This window comes from Salinivibrio proteolyticus, from assembly GCF_027286365.1.
GTDB classification, from domain to species: Bacteria; Pseudomonadota; Gammaproteobacteria; order Enterobacterales; family Vibrionaceae; genus Salinivibrio; species Salinivibrio proteolyticus.
Window position 1 is genome coordinate 1,871,152 of record NZ_CP114584.1, and the last position, 17,248, is coordinate 1,888,399.

The 17,248-nt window shown below is 44.4% G+C and carries 20 protein-coding genes; 2 read left to right on the plus strand and 18 right to left on the minus strand.

Annotated elements, in window-relative coordinates:
• Window positions 1–468 precede the first annotated feature (468 nt).
• Window positions 469–1,176: a hypothetical protein gene (locus tag N7E60_RS08905; protein ID WP_096629000.1), complete on the plus strand. Its 708-nt coding sequence runs from the start codon at window positions 469–471 to the stop codon at window positions 1,174–1,176.
• Here N7E60_RS08905 and N7E60_RS08910 read toward each other — a convergent pair.
• The 14 genes from N7E60_RS08910 to N7E60_RS08975 all read right to left on the minus strand — a co-directional run bounded on the left by N7E60_RS08910 (window position 1,171) and on the right by N7E60_RS08975 (window position 12,803).
• Window positions 1,171–3,258: a portal protein gene (locus N7E60_RS08910; RefSeq protein ID WP_269597222.1), complete on the minus strand. Its 2,088-nt coding sequence runs from the start codon at window positions 3,256–3,258 to the stop codon at window positions 1,171–1,173. The genes N7E60_RS08905 and N7E60_RS08910 overlap by 6 nt on opposite strands.
• Window positions 3,255–4,922, minus strand: a complete 1,668-nt coding sequence (locus N7E60_RS08915; RefSeq protein ID WP_269597223.1) for a terminase — start codon at window positions 4,920–4,922, stop codon at window positions 3,255–3,257. Before N7E60_RS08915 ends, N7E60_RS08910 begins: the two co-directional genes overlap by 4 nt.
• Window positions 4,919–5,773, minus strand: a complete 855-nt coding sequence (locus N7E60_RS08920; RefSeq protein WP_269597224.1) for a hypothetical protein — start codon at window positions 5,771–5,773, stop codon at window positions 4,919–4,921. The genes N7E60_RS08915 and N7E60_RS08920 overlap by 4 nt, the downstream gene beginning before the upstream one ends.
• A gap of 6 nt (window positions 5,774–5,779) precedes the next feature.
• Window positions 5,780–5,932, minus strand: coding sequence for a hypothetical protein (locus tag N7E60_RS08925; RefSeq protein ID WP_168174039.1), 153 nt, complete (start codon window positions 5,930–5,932; stop codon window positions 5,780–5,782).
• A 99-nt stretch (window positions 5,933–6,031) separates the two neighbouring features.
• Window positions 6,032–6,322, minus strand: coding sequence for an Rz1-like lysis system protein LysC (gene lysC / locus N7E60_RS17460; RefSeq protein WP_456300286.1), 291 nt, complete (start codon window positions 6,320–6,322; stop codon window positions 6,032–6,034).
• On the minus strand, window positions 6,225–6,572 hold the full coding sequence (locus N7E60_RS08935) for a hypothetical protein (protein ID WP_168174040.1): 348 nt from the start codon (window positions 6,570–6,572) through the stop codon (window positions 6,225–6,227). Before N7E60_RS08935 ends, lysC begins: the two co-directional genes overlap by 98 nt.
• Window positions 6,556–7,125: a lysozyme gene (locus N7E60_RS08940; RefSeq protein ID WP_269597225.1), complete on the minus strand. Its 570-nt coding sequence runs from the start codon at window positions 7,123–7,125 to the stop codon at window positions 6,556–6,558. Before N7E60_RS08940 ends, N7E60_RS08935 begins: the two co-directional genes overlap by 17 nt.
• A gap of 10 nt (window positions 7,126–7,135) precedes the next feature.
• Window positions 7,136–7,342, minus strand: a complete 207-nt coding sequence (locus N7E60_RS08945) for an HP1 family phage holin (RefSeq protein ID WP_096629013.1) — start codon at window positions 7,340–7,342, stop codon at window positions 7,136–7,138.
• Window positions 7,343–7,491: 149 nt separating this feature from the next.
• Entirely contained in the window at window positions 7,492–8,019 is a 528-nt protein-coding gene (locus N7E60_RS08950) for a hypothetical protein (protein ID WP_269597226.1), read from the minus strand.
• A 26-nt stretch (window positions 8,020–8,045) separates the two neighbouring features.
• Complete coding sequence (locus N7E60_RS08955; RefSeq protein ID WP_269597227.1) at window positions 8,046–8,411, minus strand: hypothetical protein; 366 nt, start codon at window positions 8,409–8,411, stop codon at window positions 8,046–8,048.
• Window positions 8,412–9,164: 753 nt separating this feature from the next.
• On the minus strand, window positions 9,165–10,145 hold the full coding sequence (locus N7E60_RS08960; RefSeq protein WP_269597228.1) for a restriction endonuclease: 981 nt from the start codon (window positions 10,143–10,145) through the stop codon (window positions 9,165–9,167).
• A 332-nt stretch (window positions 10,146–10,477) separates the two neighbouring features.
• Window positions 10,478–11,239 carry an HNH endonuclease family protein gene (locus tag N7E60_RS08965; protein ID WP_269597229.1) on the minus strand — a complete coding sequence of 254 codons (762 nt, stop codon included), beginning with the start codon at window positions 11,237–11,239 and terminating at the stop codon, window positions 10,478–10,480.
• Window positions 11,240–11,846: 607 nt separating this feature from the next.
• A complete protein-coding gene (locus N7E60_RS08970) occupies window positions 11,847–12,251 on the minus strand; it encodes a hypothetical protein (RefSeq protein WP_269597230.1) in 405 nt (134 codons plus the stop codon).
• Window positions 12,252–12,467: 216 nt separating this feature from the next.
• A complete protein-coding gene (locus tag N7E60_RS08975) occupies window positions 12,468–12,803 on the minus strand; it encodes a hypothetical protein (RefSeq protein ID WP_269597231.1) in 336 nt (111 codons plus the stop codon).
• Between the two features lie 675 nt (window positions 12,804–13,478).
• Between N7E60_RS08975 and N7E60_RS08980 the strand changes: the two genes are divergently transcribed.
• Entirely contained in the window at window positions 13,479–13,769 is a 291-nt protein-coding gene (locus tag N7E60_RS08980) for a hypothetical protein (RefSeq protein ID WP_269597232.1), read from the plus strand.
• 235 nt (window positions 13,770–14,004) lie between these two features.
• Here N7E60_RS08980 and N7E60_RS08985 read toward each other — a convergent pair whose 3' ends face one another.
• The 4 genes from N7E60_RS08985 to N7E60_RS09000 form a co-directional block, all read right to left on the minus strand.
• Complete coding sequence (locus N7E60_RS08985) at window positions 14,005–14,511, minus strand: hypothetical protein (protein WP_269597233.1); 507 nt, start codon at window positions 14,509–14,511, stop codon at window positions 14,005–14,007.
• Window positions 14,512–14,780: 269 nt separating this feature from the next.
• A complete protein-coding gene (locus N7E60_RS08990) occupies window positions 14,781–15,464 on the minus strand; it encodes a hypothetical protein (RefSeq protein WP_269597234.1) in 684 nt (227 codons plus the stop codon).
• 141 nt (window positions 15,465–15,605) lie between these two features.
• A complete protein-coding gene (locus tag N7E60_RS08995; protein WP_269597235.1) occupies window positions 15,606–16,208 on the minus strand; it encodes a hypothetical protein in 603 nt (200 codons plus the stop codon).
• A 3-nt stretch (window positions 16,209–16,211) separates the two neighbouring features.
• Entirely contained in the window at window positions 16,212–17,198 is a 987-nt protein-coding gene (locus N7E60_RS09000; RefSeq protein WP_269597236.1) for a DUF4747 family protein, read from the minus strand.
• Window positions 17,199–17,248 lie beyond the last annotated feature (50 nt).

Here is a 17,248-nt window from a genome sequence, read left to right on the forward strand (position 1 = left end):
CAATAAGCAGAGCCAATTGTGGTTTGAAACAATAAGGAATTGTCCACCAAGGAACTCAACAACCGGCCCAAATAACCAGTTGCATAAACTATTTACCCCACCGATGTTCAAACGGATCTCAATAAAGAAAAGCCTCGGTAAAAACCGAGGCGAACACAAAAATTAGGGATAGCTCTGAAATCCAGAACGAACATTAGGTGTGAGTGGAGTACAAGAAGCAGTTCTCACTCATGGAGTAGATATGCAGCGGGAACTACATGGCAACAATCCTAGCCTATTTATGGTTACCCTTCAGACACTAAAGCCTAAAAACCTAGCCAAAATGGAACCCTACTCAAACTTTTTTATACCGGCAACAAAAAAGCCCCACCCGTACAGGTGAGGCCTTGGCAATATGGGATTAATTTATCTCAACAAATTGAGATAAACAATAGTCTTAAAAGAACTAATAGAGGGACAGGTATCAAGATGGGAAAGCTACTAGAACAGATGGAAACAGTGATGAGCAGAGCTAATGACATACGTTATTTCGTTGCCTTATCAACATTTACATTATTACTCGATTCTGTCCTTGTTTACACTCGGAATGTATCAGTGTTGAGTATCAGCTGGGACTACATTAGTTCATCATTCACACTAGGGGCTGCACTCGTATTTCTCTGTTTTTTCAGTCTTTTTATGGTATTTGTTATACCAAGTATCATGAGCTTTATCACATTCATTGTGATCGAGACACGTGCTTATAAGGTCGTTGATGCTTTTGGTGCAACTCGCAAACACGGTAGAGATTATTTATCTCCATTTTCCCTATCTCAATACGCTTTGAACAATTGCAATGAAGTCGCGTATCAGATGGCCACAAAGCAAAGCGTTGAAAACCAAGAAAAGCGCCAAATGGAAAAATATAGCTTTGCTTTTGTACTGGTTTCAGTATGTAACTGGCTTGTATCTACTGAAAGTACTCGAACCATCATCGACATAGCAACTCACTTCGATTACAACGCCGGCCTCCTATCAGTTGATACAGCGAAATGTTTGATGTTGCTCATGGTCTACCCCGCGCTAGCTTGGATCGGAATTGCACATGGTTGCGGATTCACTTCGAATTACCTAGATGGCTATGTATACGCGCCCGAAATAAACAATAGGATCAACCCTCCCAGAAACGAGTTATAGCGTTAAGGACTCAATCTGTTGACTCAGTAACGCCTCATAGCCGGCTCTCGCTTGCCTAATCTCTTGGGAGAGCCGCTCCATCTCTTTGAGTATCTTACCAGTCTCTGCCTGCATCTTAGCATTCGAGTATCGCTTGCTATCGGCATCTACAGTGTCCTTATTAGCCGCAGCCCGAACTTTCTCAACCTCACCCTCTAGCTTCGCAACTTTAGCCACCATCTCACGCATCGCTAACTCTTTCTGCTCTTGCAGTTCAGCTTGCTGTTGCTGATAGGCCTGTTGTTCTTCATCCGTCATATCTTCTGGATCTTTTGGTACCTGCAGCGCCCCCCTAACTCGCTCCATGAACTCGGACTTGTTCGGAATATCGGATAACTCAGCGACCAAATCGATCACGGCTGCCTGAACTTGAGGAGGCAGCTGAGCAGTAAGCTGCATCATGCGATCAGCAAGCTGTGATTTATACGCAGCTGTCTGCTGTATTGGTGCTAATGTGATATGTGCACGTAGTCTAGTAACGTCGTTAGTGAGTCCGCCATCATCGGTTTCTTGGTTAATCACAATGGCTTTGCGTTTGAGTCTGTCTTCTTTATGAAGCGTCACTTTCTTATTGCGCTGCTTCTTCATGTCTTCGATGAGATAACCCAAGATCAACTCACCGACAAGCTGGCAGCTATAACGATAATTATCGTTAATCTCAGCGAGTGTCGTTGCGCCCTGCTCCACTAGGTTAGCGATAGCCACACCGGAATCCGCACTACTTTCTTGGCCAAGGAATGCTGAATAAATCCCCATCGTATCCTGAATAAGCTTCATGGACTCTTGCATAACTGCGAACTGTTGGTTCGCAATGTTGAAGTCTTGCTCGACTTTGAATGCTTCACTTATCGTCTTTTTATTGCGACGGTCGGGATTAAGTGGGATATAGCCGTCAGCGCGCTCTACTTCTTCAATGACCTGTTGGCGACTCAAGTTCGTCGCATCCTCGTCTGCAATGATTCGCTTCGCTTGCAGTAACCAGGTCAGTTTGATACGACGGAAATTCACTTCGTCCTGTGCGGGAATAGCACGCGCAATCAGGCCGTAGGGTTCATTTGTCGAGTCTTTCCGGTAACCAAAGAAAGGCACAATCGGGAACATGCCGTTGGGCGCATCACAATTACGCTCGCCCAGCTTGTGTGGCCCAGCAAACCACGTTTCGATAATACGTGATACCTGCGTCATCTCGACCTGCACTTTCCCCATACCCACTGCCGTGGCATGCATGGTATTGTTCTTGTCGTACTCAATCACGCGGCCATTGCTCAGGCGAATGATCGGCTTACGCTCAATCTTACGGAAATAGACGATTTGTAACTTAAGTCGTTTGCGATCAGAACTTAGATACTCAGCTTCGCGGCGACTCCAGCTCTGGTATTCTTCCCACGCTGACACTAGCCCAGCCTCGTGACCTTCAATGCTGTCTACGTCAACGAATCCCTTCCACTCATTAACTGCGTGATCGATTATTTCCGCCTTATTTGGCACCAATGACTTGAGCTCATCAGCATCAATCCAGCGCTCACGCATCACCCAGCGACAGTCAGACCAGTCTGGCTCGACGGATAACCAGTCCCAGTGGACTTCGTCCCGCGGCACATTCTTAATCTTATAACGAGGACCAAACGCATTAGGGTTTCGATAGACCTCTACAAACCCAATGCCACACTTGATTTGGCCTGCATAAGCATCCGAGCGCGCTTTATCTAGCCGGCCAAGACGGCAAACGTCAGAGAACTGTGCATTGATAGCTTCAGCTAACTGCTCAGTTTCATCATCCGGATCATCAGCCATGACAAGTAAGTTGGTGCGTGTCTTCGCCTCCATGCCTAAGACACCGTCCACTGTCGGCGCAATTAAGTTATGCATCGTTTCCGGTTGGCCCCGCTCTCGCAAGACTGCTACCACTTTTGGATGAAGCTGATCGCCATCGTAGTACGCGCAAGCCTTATTCGCATTGGTGCGCCAGTTAGGCTGTCCATCTATATCAGCCATAATGCTCATCAGAGTTTCAGTATCAATTGAGCTCTTATTCAGTTTCATCGCGTCATCCAATGCCTATATTCAAGCTGTGTTTCTTGTTTCTTCACGCGCTTCGGCATGCGTACTCGCATTTCTTGCGCAATCATGTAGCTCATAAGCTGATCATCGAAGCAGCCTTCCTGTGCATTCATGCTGCCTCGTTTGTCATAGACGAACGTATGTGCCTCGCTGACGGTGCCAATCCAGCGCATACCCGACTGACCATTTTTGAGTAGCACTTTCATGCCTTCGGTGAGTATCGGTTTGCTGTGCCGCGTAGTGAGCCAACCAAGTTTGACGGTTTCGTCTTCATCTTCGCGATCGATGTACTGCTCTGCGTAAATGCGCGAGCCCGGGTAAATGTCTTTAAGTTTGAGGATAAAGGCGTGGCCATGGTTGTTACGCTCTGGGCCGATGTAAGCCATGTTGTACCAACGGCCAATGTGCGCAGTGAGCTCTGCGAGAAATTCCACGTCGATATGTCCAAACCAGTGCAATACCTGCTCACCATTGGATTGCTTAACAACGTCGATGCTAGAGCGGTCACCGTGCTCTAAGCCTTCTGCGATATCGACACCAATCGCATACTCCTCATCCTCGTCCGGCAGTTCCCAAACTAGCGTCATGTTCGCCAAGCTGCGCTGACCTTGTTCGTCCAAGCGCTCTGGTTTGCTCACTTTATGACGTTCACCGGTAACCGGGTCCATGTCATAGACAATCAGTGGCGCTTTGCATCGAGATTCAGCGCGCATCACATCTTGGGCATTGAATACACGGCGACCTGATACAAGGAATGCTTCGAGCGGCGTGCTCGGAAACTCTTGCTTCATCTCCGCGCCTTGCTCCACTTCTTTGAGCACATACCACTGACGCTGTTCATCGTCGATGGTGCAGCCCATGGCTTCCTCAACCGCTTCAAAATACTCACGCTGAGCTTTGCTCATCGTGACACCAGTAGCAGGAACAGGGCTGCGATACTTGGGATCTTGCCACCACGCGAAAAAATGGAATTTCCAATCTAAATGGCTGAGCGCTTGGCATAGCTTTGTCAGTTCAATTGCACGTATGGTCATGCCATAGAAATCGCCACCAACACCCTCTGCCGTTGATTCGATGAACGCCACGCAGCCTTCATGAATCGCGTTAAGCGTACCCGTGCGCACTTCCTTAGCTTTCTGCGGATACTTCGCGCATATCTTGCCGTACTCCGAAACGTGCAAGCGTTGGACTGTGCCGGAACGGAATGAGGTGGCGACTTGCAGACTCGACCCGTGCTCAAAAAGAATGTAACCACCGTGCGCACCAGAGCGACGGCTTTTGACTTTAAACCGAGATTTCAGCCAAGCTGGCAAGTTATCGAATGGGATTTCAATCTTGGTACGGAAAATCTCGCCCGCCGCTTGCTGGTCTTGGGCGATGATCCCGCACTTCATGTTCTTATTGAAAAGTGCTTCGTCTAGCAGGTAGATATCAATGGCTGTCGAGAAACCAAGCTGACGCGCTTTCAGTATGATGTTGAGCCAGTGCATAAGCTCAAATAGCAAACGTTGAGCGGGACGCAATTTAAATGTGACCAGCTCGCCGCGTTCGTTCTCTATTTTGTAGAGATTGTCCATGCGCCACCATTTGTCGCTAAGTAGTCGCTCAATCTCTGCCAGCTCTTGCTCTTCGGCTACAGCTATCATTTCGACATCAACCCGCCTGTACCGCTGTCCTGCAAGTCATCAAGCATTTGACTAATCGGTGTGTCGTCACCCTTCCCTTCCTTGGCCAAACGATCGGCTTCGAGAGTCAATTTGCGTGTCGCGCTTCTCAATCGGCTTGTGTCAGCAATAATCTTGTCTTTGTTCACTGCATCAATACCGAGGCTGCTAAGCGTGCGTGTCATCGATTCAATGCGACCCGTCAACGTATCCAGCTGAGTATTCACACGCGTAAACGACTCGTACAGCGCAATGCGCTCGTCCAGCGAACTCGCGTTCTCCATGTCAGAGTGAATCTTCCCAAGATACTCAATGCCACTTTGCAACCGCGCACGCGTTAGCATCAGCTCATCATTGAGCGTTGCTATCTGCGACAAGTCGAACATGTGCTGTTTCTGCTCGGGAAAGTACCGCGCATAGATGCCGCCTTTTCTTGCCGCCTGATTACCCATCTCAAACGCATTCACCGGCACGTTCGTATTGCCAGCATTCCCCACTGACACAGTGTGTCCAGGCTTAAACCGTCCACCCTCATCACGCTCAGACTCAGCCATGTGCGGTTTTTCGGGGGATTTTGCGGGGGCGGATGGTTTATTGGATTTGTCTTTAGAAACATTTTTGCGCGCTTTCTTTTGCGCAGTTGATTTGCGCACTGGCTGCGCAGTTTGCGAGTGCGCAGTCTTTTTCTGCGCAGTTTTGCGCACTTTGATATAACGTCTAGCACTCGAGTAATTAAGCCCCTTTGCCTCGCACCACTCTTTAGCGCCAGTGCCGTATTTAGCATGGTCATGCTCGAATTGAGCTTGTAGCGCTTTCCAATCCTGCGTTGCCATTACTACTTATAACTCCGTACTTAACTCTCCCTCGACGACCCAGTCACCTAACTTGGGACGATGCGAGGCTTTGATGCTGATAGTGCTGCCGCTTGATAGCTCTACGTAGGCTGATTCACCGTTCCAGCCAAGTACTGACACAATGACTCCTGTATTCATGGCTTCTCGCTTAATCAGCATGTGACTTGTGATGAACATAATCGGGCGCTCTCTCCCGCGAGAGCGCCCTGTTATGCGCATTACTCATTACTATTCGTGTCAGTGCCCGTCTTCTCGCTGCTTTCGCCACTCTAGATACTCATCAGCATGAGCTGCGCACTGGCTCAGGGCTGACTTCAGGTAAGGGATTTCTTTGGCTGTTTCTTCTGGGGTGATGCCTGTAAGTTGAGGTTTATTACAGGGAACAATTAGGCCGGCAGGCGGTAAGATGTATTGAGTATCGACGACTGTCTCAGTACGGCTCGTGCAGCCGCTCAATAACAGCGCTAGGCCAAGGCTGAGATAGACATGCATCGTCAGCCATCGACGCTTCCATCGCTTTGATGTCATTGCGTAGCTTCTCCTGTGTTTTGTTTGCGCGCTGTTGGCGCTTGGTGAGTAGCGTTGTCATGTACGCGCGCTCTGAGCTGTATTGCGTAATGATGTTCTTGCGGGCTTGGCTTGTGGCTTTTGCATTGCGCAGTTCTGCGGTAAGCATTTCGTTGCGAGCGGACAGTGTGTCTATGCTCAGCCAAAGAAAACCCACGATAGCTATAGCAGCGACAGAGGTGATAAGCGTCGTCTTACTCGGTATCAGCATCGGCTTTAATCCGTTCGATAATCTCTTCATCGAGAGGCAACTGCCCCAACCGCGCTAGCGCATCGTTGATAGATAGCTGACCCAAACACAGCTGCGATACAATCTCTCTTCGCGTGACGATGCCGCGGCAATTCCATTTGGCTATTCGGCAATCTCGTGGCTTACCCTTGATAGTGACGTAGCGCCACCGCGGCATTTCCATGCATGCTTCGGGATATTGGCCAGCTAGCAGGTACTGATACAACGTTGAGCGTTGAAACGCACCGGTACCAATGTTGTAAGCCATGTCGAGGGATGCCAGGTGGACGTTCGCGGGTAGTTGCTGGGGAATGTCTTCGACTGGGGTGTTGTGTTTTTCTAGTGACTGACCAAACATCTTATCGCACTCGGCTTTTGTGAACTCGTCGCCTTGCTCTATACCGAGGGTTTCACCGTAACAAACTGTCCATACGCCGCCGCTATCTTGGTAAGCGACTTGCCGGTACCCTTCAAACCCTCCGGTTAACGCGACAGCCCCCACAAGCAACGCTTTCGTGAGCTTATTGAAGCGCATAAGTTAATCCTTAGTCTCGCTCGAGGATAATGCCTTTTTCACGGGCAATCTTTCGCATTTCACGCTTATGCCATTGGTTACTAATAAACATGGCTAAGCCGATAATGATGGATGAAAGGAAGTACCACTGCTCTAGCGATAGGCCGCCTACCACCATACCAAGAGCACTGAAGAAGTACGTGAGGTACCCAGTCACTTTGTCGAATAGGTCGTTCATAATCTGTCCCGATTAAGCATAAAAAAAGCCCCGACCGGGTTAAGGTCGAGGCTTCAACATTATGGGTAAATAATACTGCACTAGTCGTTACGACTCAATACTACAAACAAAAGTAGCGAGGAATGGATTGTCCTGAATACGGACCAACACTAGTTTTCGGTGTAAAAACCTATGAAGTCTGTCTTTTTAGCTAGGCCCGCTTTAATAGCAATCTCTTTTACCTGTTGCTTCGTGGCATTTTCTGGAATCTGCTCCATCACCTCTCCGTTGGGAAGCCTAACCGATATTGTGCCACGATCAGTTGGTAACTTGTGAGCTCCTAGTACCTCTGATATGGCTCTTGAAAGTCTTGCAGCTCTCGCTTTTCGACACAACTTATCCGTAAGATCCTTTATAGCCCCAAAAGAGTCATAATCATGTTTAATTGCTTCTCTATCAAGAATATAACTAGGATCTTCTTTAATTATACGACTACAGGATTCCTGACGATCTAACTGAGCGCTGACGAGATAAATACTGTTAGCTCTTTCATAGAGGTAATACCCATCGATTATCAGCGTTAAAGTCATTGCAATAACTAACGATAACCTAGTAATGCCCCACATTGCTTTTAGTCTGAAAATCCATTTCAAGTCCCAACGGAATAATGCAACCATTATATAGTATATTAATGACATAAATTCACATCTCTCATACTACTAAGCTACTCAGAGAATTGAGATGGAAGGTCTATCGGAATATCAAATTGTACTCGATGAGCCGAATGAGCCTCGTCAGAACTATTGACCCCTCCCGAGAAAGACAGCACAGACACGCTAGCTTTTGCACCTGCTCCCTTTCCTGATTTTTCAGAAACCTTGAGGCCAATATCAAATTTAACCATCTGCCTTTCAGGTCTTTCTTCAATTGCCCTCACCGTCAGGTTGTTATCATACCCTCCTACACCATATTCATTTTTTTCTTGAGCTGGATTAACTCTTCCACCATAGCTTTTCACCTCCTCAGCAGCGTTTCTAACCCCTTTTGCTATCTGTACCAAAGTCTCTTTTATGTACTCGTCTAACTGCATTACTTCTCCGATTATTTGTATGCTTCCACGCATAAGAGTTACAATAAATACTTGATAATCCTAAAACCCAAAATACTATCCTAGAACGCAATCATTATGAACTGTGAAAATCATGTAGCATTGTTTTATGAATGAGATTCAGTTATCGGAAAGTATTGTTTCTTCTTACAAAGTGACTTGTCAGATAGGGAGCGCTCTATAGCATTGAAAAAAGTCACTTTATTCGTAGTGTTTTGCCGGTATAGCCAAGCCTTTGTTATAGTCCATACGCCGTCAAAAATGTATCGCCCTGCTTTATTTCTTGGGATGCACAACTCTATCCCTTTAGCTTGTAGGGATAGAATAGTTGCAGAAAAAAAGCCATTGCACCATTCAACGCTACTTTTTTCGTCACACAGCTGAATAAAGTCTTTAGGATGAGTTTCTAGATTGCGTGTAGCTATCTCCATTACCCTCTCAGCGGTCCGTTCTTCGGCTAAGGCTATGTTGGTGGAGGTAAGTAATACTAGCATGAGTATTAGTATCAATATTTTCACCTATATATTAGCGTTAAAATGGGCATAAATACTATCTAATGCAATACTCGTTTTTATAAGAACCATAATATCAGCATCCCTATTACCATATCCTCTGCCCATTCGCATAATCAAGCCAGTTCTCAGTCGTAATGCCAGTAAACTACAGCTGGCAACCACGGCGATACGGCTGCGCTTCAGGCAGCCGATCATCCGTTTCCATACAATACACAAGTGCTTAAGATGCAATGATTTGGGGCAAGACTCCTATTCCCAACCGCTCTTTGCTGGAAACAGATAGCTCATCAATTCTATCGTAAATCCAATCGACAAGCTTTGAGCCATCCATTACCGAGACGCTAGCTGTTGTGGCAAACTCCAAAGTCTCATCAGCTACGTCTGCCGTCGTGATAAGCCATTTATCAACATGCTCATCTTCATCGATAGCGGCAAGTTGACGAATTCCTAACCCATCAGTTTCACCACGATGATGTTTCACTTGAATGAAGACCCTATTGCTAGATACAGGGTCAGTACGACTCGCCTCGATATCAACATCGGAAATATCAGAAGTCTTGTTTTTGGCAGCTATCTGAGCTGAGTAGCCTTCTAGCTCCATAAGCTCTTTGACTAACTTCTCTAAGCCATAGCCGCCACTTTCTAGCGTTGTCTCACCGTTTCTCAGTCTAGACAGCAAACCACGCTTAAATTCAGCGACTTGCGCATCTTTCTTCTGTTGAAAAATGCTGTCAAAACAAACTTTCTTGTTGTCTTTCAGCTCCCTGACGTACTCATCAATCTCATCTGCAAATTCATTCAGCGGAGCGATAGTCATTCTGATTTTTAACCGACTTTCCAGTCGCTCTGATAGCTGTGCTCGAGGGATTTTAATCGGCTCGCCATTTTCATCCTTGAAGTAATCAACGTTGATGCAGTTCGAGCCATATCCACCATTTTCTTTATGAACCTTCCCTTCTCGAACAACCCCGATAACAATAGCCCTAGATATTGGAACCACGACTACGTCCCCTGGTTTGGCATGAAAAAATCGATAAATCTGATTCCGTTGACGACCAATATCGATATTTTCATCCTCTACATATTGCATCAAGTCGCTAAACTCACTGAAAGATGACATATCAATACAGCCCCACCCGTATCCAGCCAGGCTTTCTGAAATTAACTCTTCAGGGCTTCGAACCAAGATGATCTGACTCATATCTTTTCCTTATGGCTTGCAATGCGTTACATAAACTCAATCTAAGATCAGCATATTCCCTGTCGGATTGAGCTTTAACAAAATCGTGTCGTATATCATTCCAAACATAAAAAACCGAAGCTTGCTGTAGCCATCCAGACAGTCAAAGACGCTTCAACTTCCTTGAAGAAAAAAGATATGGCTGCTGCTATCATGAAAAGCGCACTTATAAGCCTCCCCAATCCCACGAATATCCCTCTCAGCCACAACATTGGATAGAAAGTAATGTTTCTAAGCAAATTGAATAGTATTTTCATGACACCTCTCCATGGATAATTCTTATCTGCTTGGCGTTATAAAGAGCATTTCAACCGCAACTCAGCCACCTTCGCTCGCTCAACATCCACATAAGCAAGCCCGTACTCGGTTATAACACTCGTAAACTGCCGCAGATAATCACAGCGATACGGCTGCGCTTCAGGCAACCAATCATCCGGCCCCTTTGCGCCCTTCTGAGAATTGAGCCCGTCATCGACGATAATCAAGTTGTCCGGATCATTCGCAAACCGCTCTTTCTGGCTGCGTGACCAATCTTGACCGCCATGGCCGTGTGCCCACTTCAGAGCAACAACATGATCAATATCAACATCACTGGCCTGCGTATATACCTTACCGGTGAATTGCCCTATCCAACGACCGGTCTTAACCGTGCAATCACGGTCATTGGTAAACGTCACAGGAACCTCTGAACGCTCAATTAAAATCTCAGCGCGTGTGTCTTGGCAATCTCCATCATGATCAGACCAATGTGGCCAGTCATCGCGATTGTAAAGCTTACTGTATGCTCGGTTTTCTAACTCGGCCTCGTCAGTAGCCTGACTCACGGCTGCTTTGACACCTGGACCAGAATAATTTTTGGGTAACCGGCCACCGCTGTTTAAGCAAGCTTGAAGGGTATCGAAAGGAGTGAAATTTTTTGTGCGGCCGTAGTAAGAGCTATACGTATCATGACAAATGCCAGACTTGCTCTTTTTCACCGTAGCGGCGTCAGCATGGTTAGAAAACAGCGCCAAGGTAAATAGCAGCGGAAGGACAGAGAAAAGCTGTTTAGTCATATAAGAGCAGTCGTTCCATGGGGAATGACTAATAAATAACACATTGGAGTGAGAGAAACAAAGACACAGATCTGATCGCTACTTAGCCCTACCAATCTTCAATATCGGGCTCCCTTTAACCCCTGCCCGACTCGCAAGAACGAATGGTCTATCGCGATACTCAATAAGTGGATATGGCGCTGCTAGATAAGCGACGCTGTCACAGTTGGTGCAAACATGCTTCCATAGCTTGGTTGACGACTTAAGGAAGGGGCTTTCCTCTCTAACCTCTGGTTCACCGTCAACGCGATAAACTCCGTGTGTGCACGAATCGCAGATGTACTCGATAAATCTAGCTTGAACTGTCTTAGTCCGTCTCATACGACACCACAATACTGTATATATGAACAGTATTATAGAATCATCTAGTGTCATCAAGAAAAAAGCCCACCGAGGGTGGGCAAAAGAGAATATAGAAGTTACAAACAGCGTGTTGCATGACCACCCTACTCAAGAGTCACTTTGAGTAAAACCTTGTATAGATGAGATGCGACTAAGTACAAATTGAGCATGCAACTTGTGTATTAGATATCCTTAAACTGATGAAACGCACTCATCGAAACGAGCGTCATACATTGATGTAGTTCCCATTTTGATAAGTTTGGAAAACGCCACCGGCCACTCTCCCGCCGTAAGTGCCATCATTCACATCAATCACAATAGGGTTGTTCAGCAAGCCTAACAAATGATTATATGGACCTGGTAGGTTATCCGCCCACATGTTTGCCTGACCAATGACAACTACTTCAGTGTATGGGGGTAGGAGGTTCACCGCTGCGTTGGCGGCATTATTATCGAATGGACTATCATCGTTCGAAAACATAACCAAGTGAACACCGGTAACTTGATCGCCATGTCTAGCAATCAAGCCTATGCATGAGGTGAACGCCGAAAACCTAATGGCATTCCCGGAGCCATATTCCTGCTCTGCGATGCGCATAACGTCTTGAGCCTGTGCAAAGACATAAGCCATATATAATCTCCTTTTATATTAAAATTTCAATAATTCTTAGCGACTTATAACTAGACAACATAAAGCAATCGCGATGTTACCCTCTAGGCAACCGCAAAAACCACACAACGATATTCGCATTAGATACTAGTCTATATATGACCAACTAGTTAGACTTTCCGATCAAGTAAAATGACGTAGTGGTACACAAGGAAGAATACGAATCGCTCGCAAGTTCTAGGAATCGATAACTGTGAAAAAAACTCCGATCGCTATCAATGTAATCAAGTAGAGAATTAGTGGTCCCGGATTTCCGTTCTTTGCCTCAGCACCTAAGTAAGCATTGAACTCCTTCTTACTCTGCTTCCGTCCATAAGCTGATCGTGCGTCGTGCTTACCAAGAGAAATAGTCCCATTCGTAACATACTCTTTTGCTGAAGCGAGTGTAGTAAGTGGCCCAAAATCATGTCCGCCCTCAGCAGTCAGCACGAACCATCCGGATCCTCTTTTTACAATCATCCTTCCATCTGAGACAGAGTATTGTCCGGCCTCAATTCGCTTTACCGTAGTCATATTTACTCATCAAAATTGGCACTCACACCTGTAAGCTCCTTGAAAGTCCTTGCGAACACTTCAAGTATGAGTAATCAGTCACACAAAGATATTTTACCTAACAAAACTACCAAATCAGTCACGCGAGTCAAAGAATTCATACAAAAAGCAGTTAGGATCGTCATTCCTTCAACGCTAAATGGAGATAGAGGAATGCCAAAGTTCATTGTCAACAAGAACCCCCAACCCAATGGAGATCACGAAGTGCACAACACCACCGCTGGCTGTAATCATTTGCCAGACACGGTCAACAGAATGGATCTAGGATTCCACACCTCATGCTCTGACGCGGTAAAAAGCGCTAAAAACAAGCTGCCAGGGAAAAGAGTAAATGGCTGCTACTATTGCTGCGAACCATGCCATACCAGCTGAGTATCGAGGGCTCTACAGAGCCCTTCATCTCAGAACTTCGATGTGATAATCACACCTGTGGCAATTAGCTATTCATCATGATGATGCTATTTGATACTGTGTAGTGGCGGGCAGATAAAGACTTTCTGACATCTCATCGGTTGTAGTCGTAAGGTTCCTACTGACGTCATTTTTAGCGGATTAACTCAAGCATAAATATCTCGTATTGTTTCTTGCAAATAGCTAATTTAGACTAAACGATAAAAAATCAGGCAAACAATTATCATGTCAATATCATTTATTTTTACAACTGCAGAAATGATTTATGAACAAATATCAGGAAAAAAGGATGCCAATGAGTGGTACAAAACACTTGTACCAGAACTTCATGAAGCACTCAGAAATGATATTCCTATGTCAGATCCACAGTTAAAAAGGCTTATAGAAAAAATAATAGGACTTGCTCCTATTGGTGCAAAACGTCTTAACTTCCGAGAGCGTTATATGAAAAATCGAGAATCAATGTTACGTTTACCCAAAGACCCAAACGATATAATGTTTGGCTATTGGTGGTGATTCCATATAATGAAACCTTAAATATAGCCAACCCTATATTACTTTTTCTTCTTGTAATACCCCTCCAAGAACTTACTCAACGCATGCACCAAATCATCTCGTCGTAATTAAATAAACCAAAGCCCTGCCAATATAGCTAAACTCGTGCCTTGAAGCCTACGTTAATTCTCTGCAGATGACGCCTGGTAGTATCACGAAGCAATCCGTGTCGTCACATTTTGGCTGTATACCTAGATCAGCTAATCTTAAGAGACTTCCAGATAGCAGGAATCGACAAAGCTGTAATTTTCTCTAGCGGGCTCCGCTCATCATACTCTGCTCGCCAACTGATAGAGTAAAGTCCGATCAAAAAGGCATAGTGGAAAAATAATAGAATTGGAGGAAAAAGTTTTTCGTACACGACGTTGCCCATTAATTCCATGTTTTCTAGTGATGATACTGGTAAAAACCAAAGAGCGTAAACCATCGGCCAAACAAGTGTAATTGTAAAGAATGCTGCTAGGCTGTGACTCGCGTACCGAAGGTTGCCACTCCGAGGAAGGTTGAATCTGAATAGTTTTCTGTTTTCTTTCCAACTAAAAACAAGCTCTACACCATAGAGAACCAGATAAGCTGGATATGAAAGAACACCTATTACTACTAGAGTAAACTTCGTAAAAGTTCCTGCGAGCAGCCCAATAAAGACAAAAAAAATAATAGAAGAAAAAGAAATAAAATGTATGACATCAGCCAAATTTCCCACTGCACAACTCCAATTGATAATAAAAACCCATAAACCTCATCGTCAGTAGCATTGAAGGCACTATTGCGCTTACAATCAACATACGCAACGAAATCTTGGGCATAAATCACGTATTCATAGCGTACAAGCCAAGTCATTAATGCTTTCAAATACTTTTATAACTTTGACCGCCAATTTCCAGGCTACGAAAGGGGCTTTTAGTGAGGTGGGTAAAAAACCATTCTCTTGACAAGAATGCCACAAGAACGTTCGGGCTGGAAGCGTCCCTATCAATCTTTACTTTTTCCATTTTTAGATTGAGTCGAGAGATACTGTATTTTTTGGGGCATTTTTGTTAGTTGTAGAACACTATTTGATTCTTTTTTATATAAAAATACACTTGTATTTAGCTTCCCCAAATAAGTGTACTGCTCTCCGGCCACTACAACTTGATTTTCGCTTCCACCATTCTTTAATGAGTACGCATCTAGAAAACCTTTAGGGTAAGACATGAATAGTACAAGAACAGCCATATTGATCAACAAAAATCTAATCTCATCATTATTTATAAACTCAGTCAAAAAACCCTGATTCGCAACCCAAAGTCCTACAATAGGAGAGAAGATAAGCGCAATCAAAAACATTGCCAAGGGGCTGCCGATGTATATTGAATAAAAGATTGCAATAACGAAGGGCGCAAGAGCTGCCTTCCACCACTTTAGTGCGAATTTCCCTTCAGGGGTATTTCTGCCTGCACCAACTCGAAAAAGATTGCCTAAATATATATAACTGAGTAAACCACCAAAGGCCGTTAAACCAAACGCCGAAAAGATAGAATCTAAAGAAATAATTGCTATCTCTGATAGAGTTATATACTCCAGATAATTAATTCCAAACTCTGTCCAGTAACCCATAAGGTAGAACATAGAAACTGCAATCACATAACCAGCAAGCAAAGATATCGTTGTTGTCATATGATACTATTAAACCTTCCAAGCAGTCAGAAATTAAATAATAAAACTCGTTTTAAGAGCAGGCCTATCTATTGAGTTTACTTTTCAATAGATATGTGGTTATCAACCAAGTGCTTCCCTTAACCGGCGATCACTATATACTCAATCATCCTCCTTGCCATCTTCAGATGCATCAAGCCTTATTCTATTAATCATCTTTGACGAGTTAAATAAAAATGATATCAACTCAATAGTCATCGCAAGCCCATAGAAGAGACTCCACATCGAGAAAACGTATAGTGAATAACTATCTTCAAATATTTTTGCAACAGCCGCTATGATAATTACTACAGCATAAGTTGTGAGTGGGTAGGCCATATCTGCTGGTACCATTTCTGGACCAATTGAACTACCTTTTTCATTTTTCATCTTCCATAAAAACTGTAGAAACTCTCTCGGCATTATAAACAATAGGGCGTAAGCACCGATGCCAAAACCAAGAATGCTGGGGAATGCAGAAAGGATCGTATCTGCAGGCGACCAATTTGAAGAACCAGGCGACCAATAAATCAATAGGAGTGTAAAGAGAAAAACATAAAGCATTTTTTTTAGTATTCTCTTCCACCACATACTAAAACCGGCCACCGAAACCTCAGAAAAGTAGCTCCCTTTATGTGCATAACAATTAGCTATGGCAAAAACCGACCCTATTACTGGGACTTTTTTTATAGTTTTATATACCGAGAACGGTTTTTGCAGCGTCATTTTTTACTCTTTATCTTCATATTCGGATATAAAGCCTTTATTCTCTAATAAAGACGCTGAGGAAACTCTAGTTTTCCTCTTGGCAGTTTTAATAAGGTCTGCTATCGCCAATATTCGATTCTTCATACCACCCTTATGATGAGTCAACTTCTCTCTCACGGGGTGGTCGTCCATATGATACTTTTTCTTCTCTCCATCTTCAGCAGTATATGCAGCCTCTGCGTTACCGTATAGGGTAGCGAGTACAAGCTGTATTTTTGCGTTCATAGGCAAATCATTCATTAGGCTCCCCTTAAAAGCTCTGAACTTAGCCTCCCATTTACCAACACGCTTTGATTTTAGTTCCTCTTCAACTTCTTTTGCTTTAGGTATCAACTCCTTACCTATCTCTTCATCCCAGTCATCTGAGTTAGAGAATGAGATAGAGCCGGTATAACTTGTTATGCCTTGCTTAGGTTCATGTAAGAACGCTTCAACAGAGTTTGCTTCCGTCAACTCCGAAACCTCTAAACTATGATTCGGGTATAATCGTCTAGCATGGCCTTCTAGCGTTTTAGACAAGGCATTCATAAGTGGGCGATTTGTCGGCAACCCTGCGACATCATGAATAGCCATAATGTGGCAAACTGGATCGAAAACAAACTCAAACTCAAACCTTTTACTGCTCGTATTGCCACTAGATTTATACTCTAGCTCCCCACTATTCGTATCCACTAATTCATTAACATCATCAAACTTCAGAAAGTGTCCATGTATTAGGTCTCTAACATCCAGGTCTTTAAACTCTACGAGCTCTACATGGAATGGAGAAAAGAATAAGCCCCCGCTCAAGCCAACACCAATAGCACTTAACCTATCTTTGTTAGCTCGTGTTTGATCAACTAAATCCGCCACTGATTTGAAAAGTTTACAGTAGCCTTCAGAGCCAACCTCTGAAGACTGCTTATCAATCGGAAGTAACTGAATATTATAAAATTTAAAGATTGCCATTAGAACTTTTTTGAACAGTAAAAGATGGGGTTATTCTATCATTCAGTCTA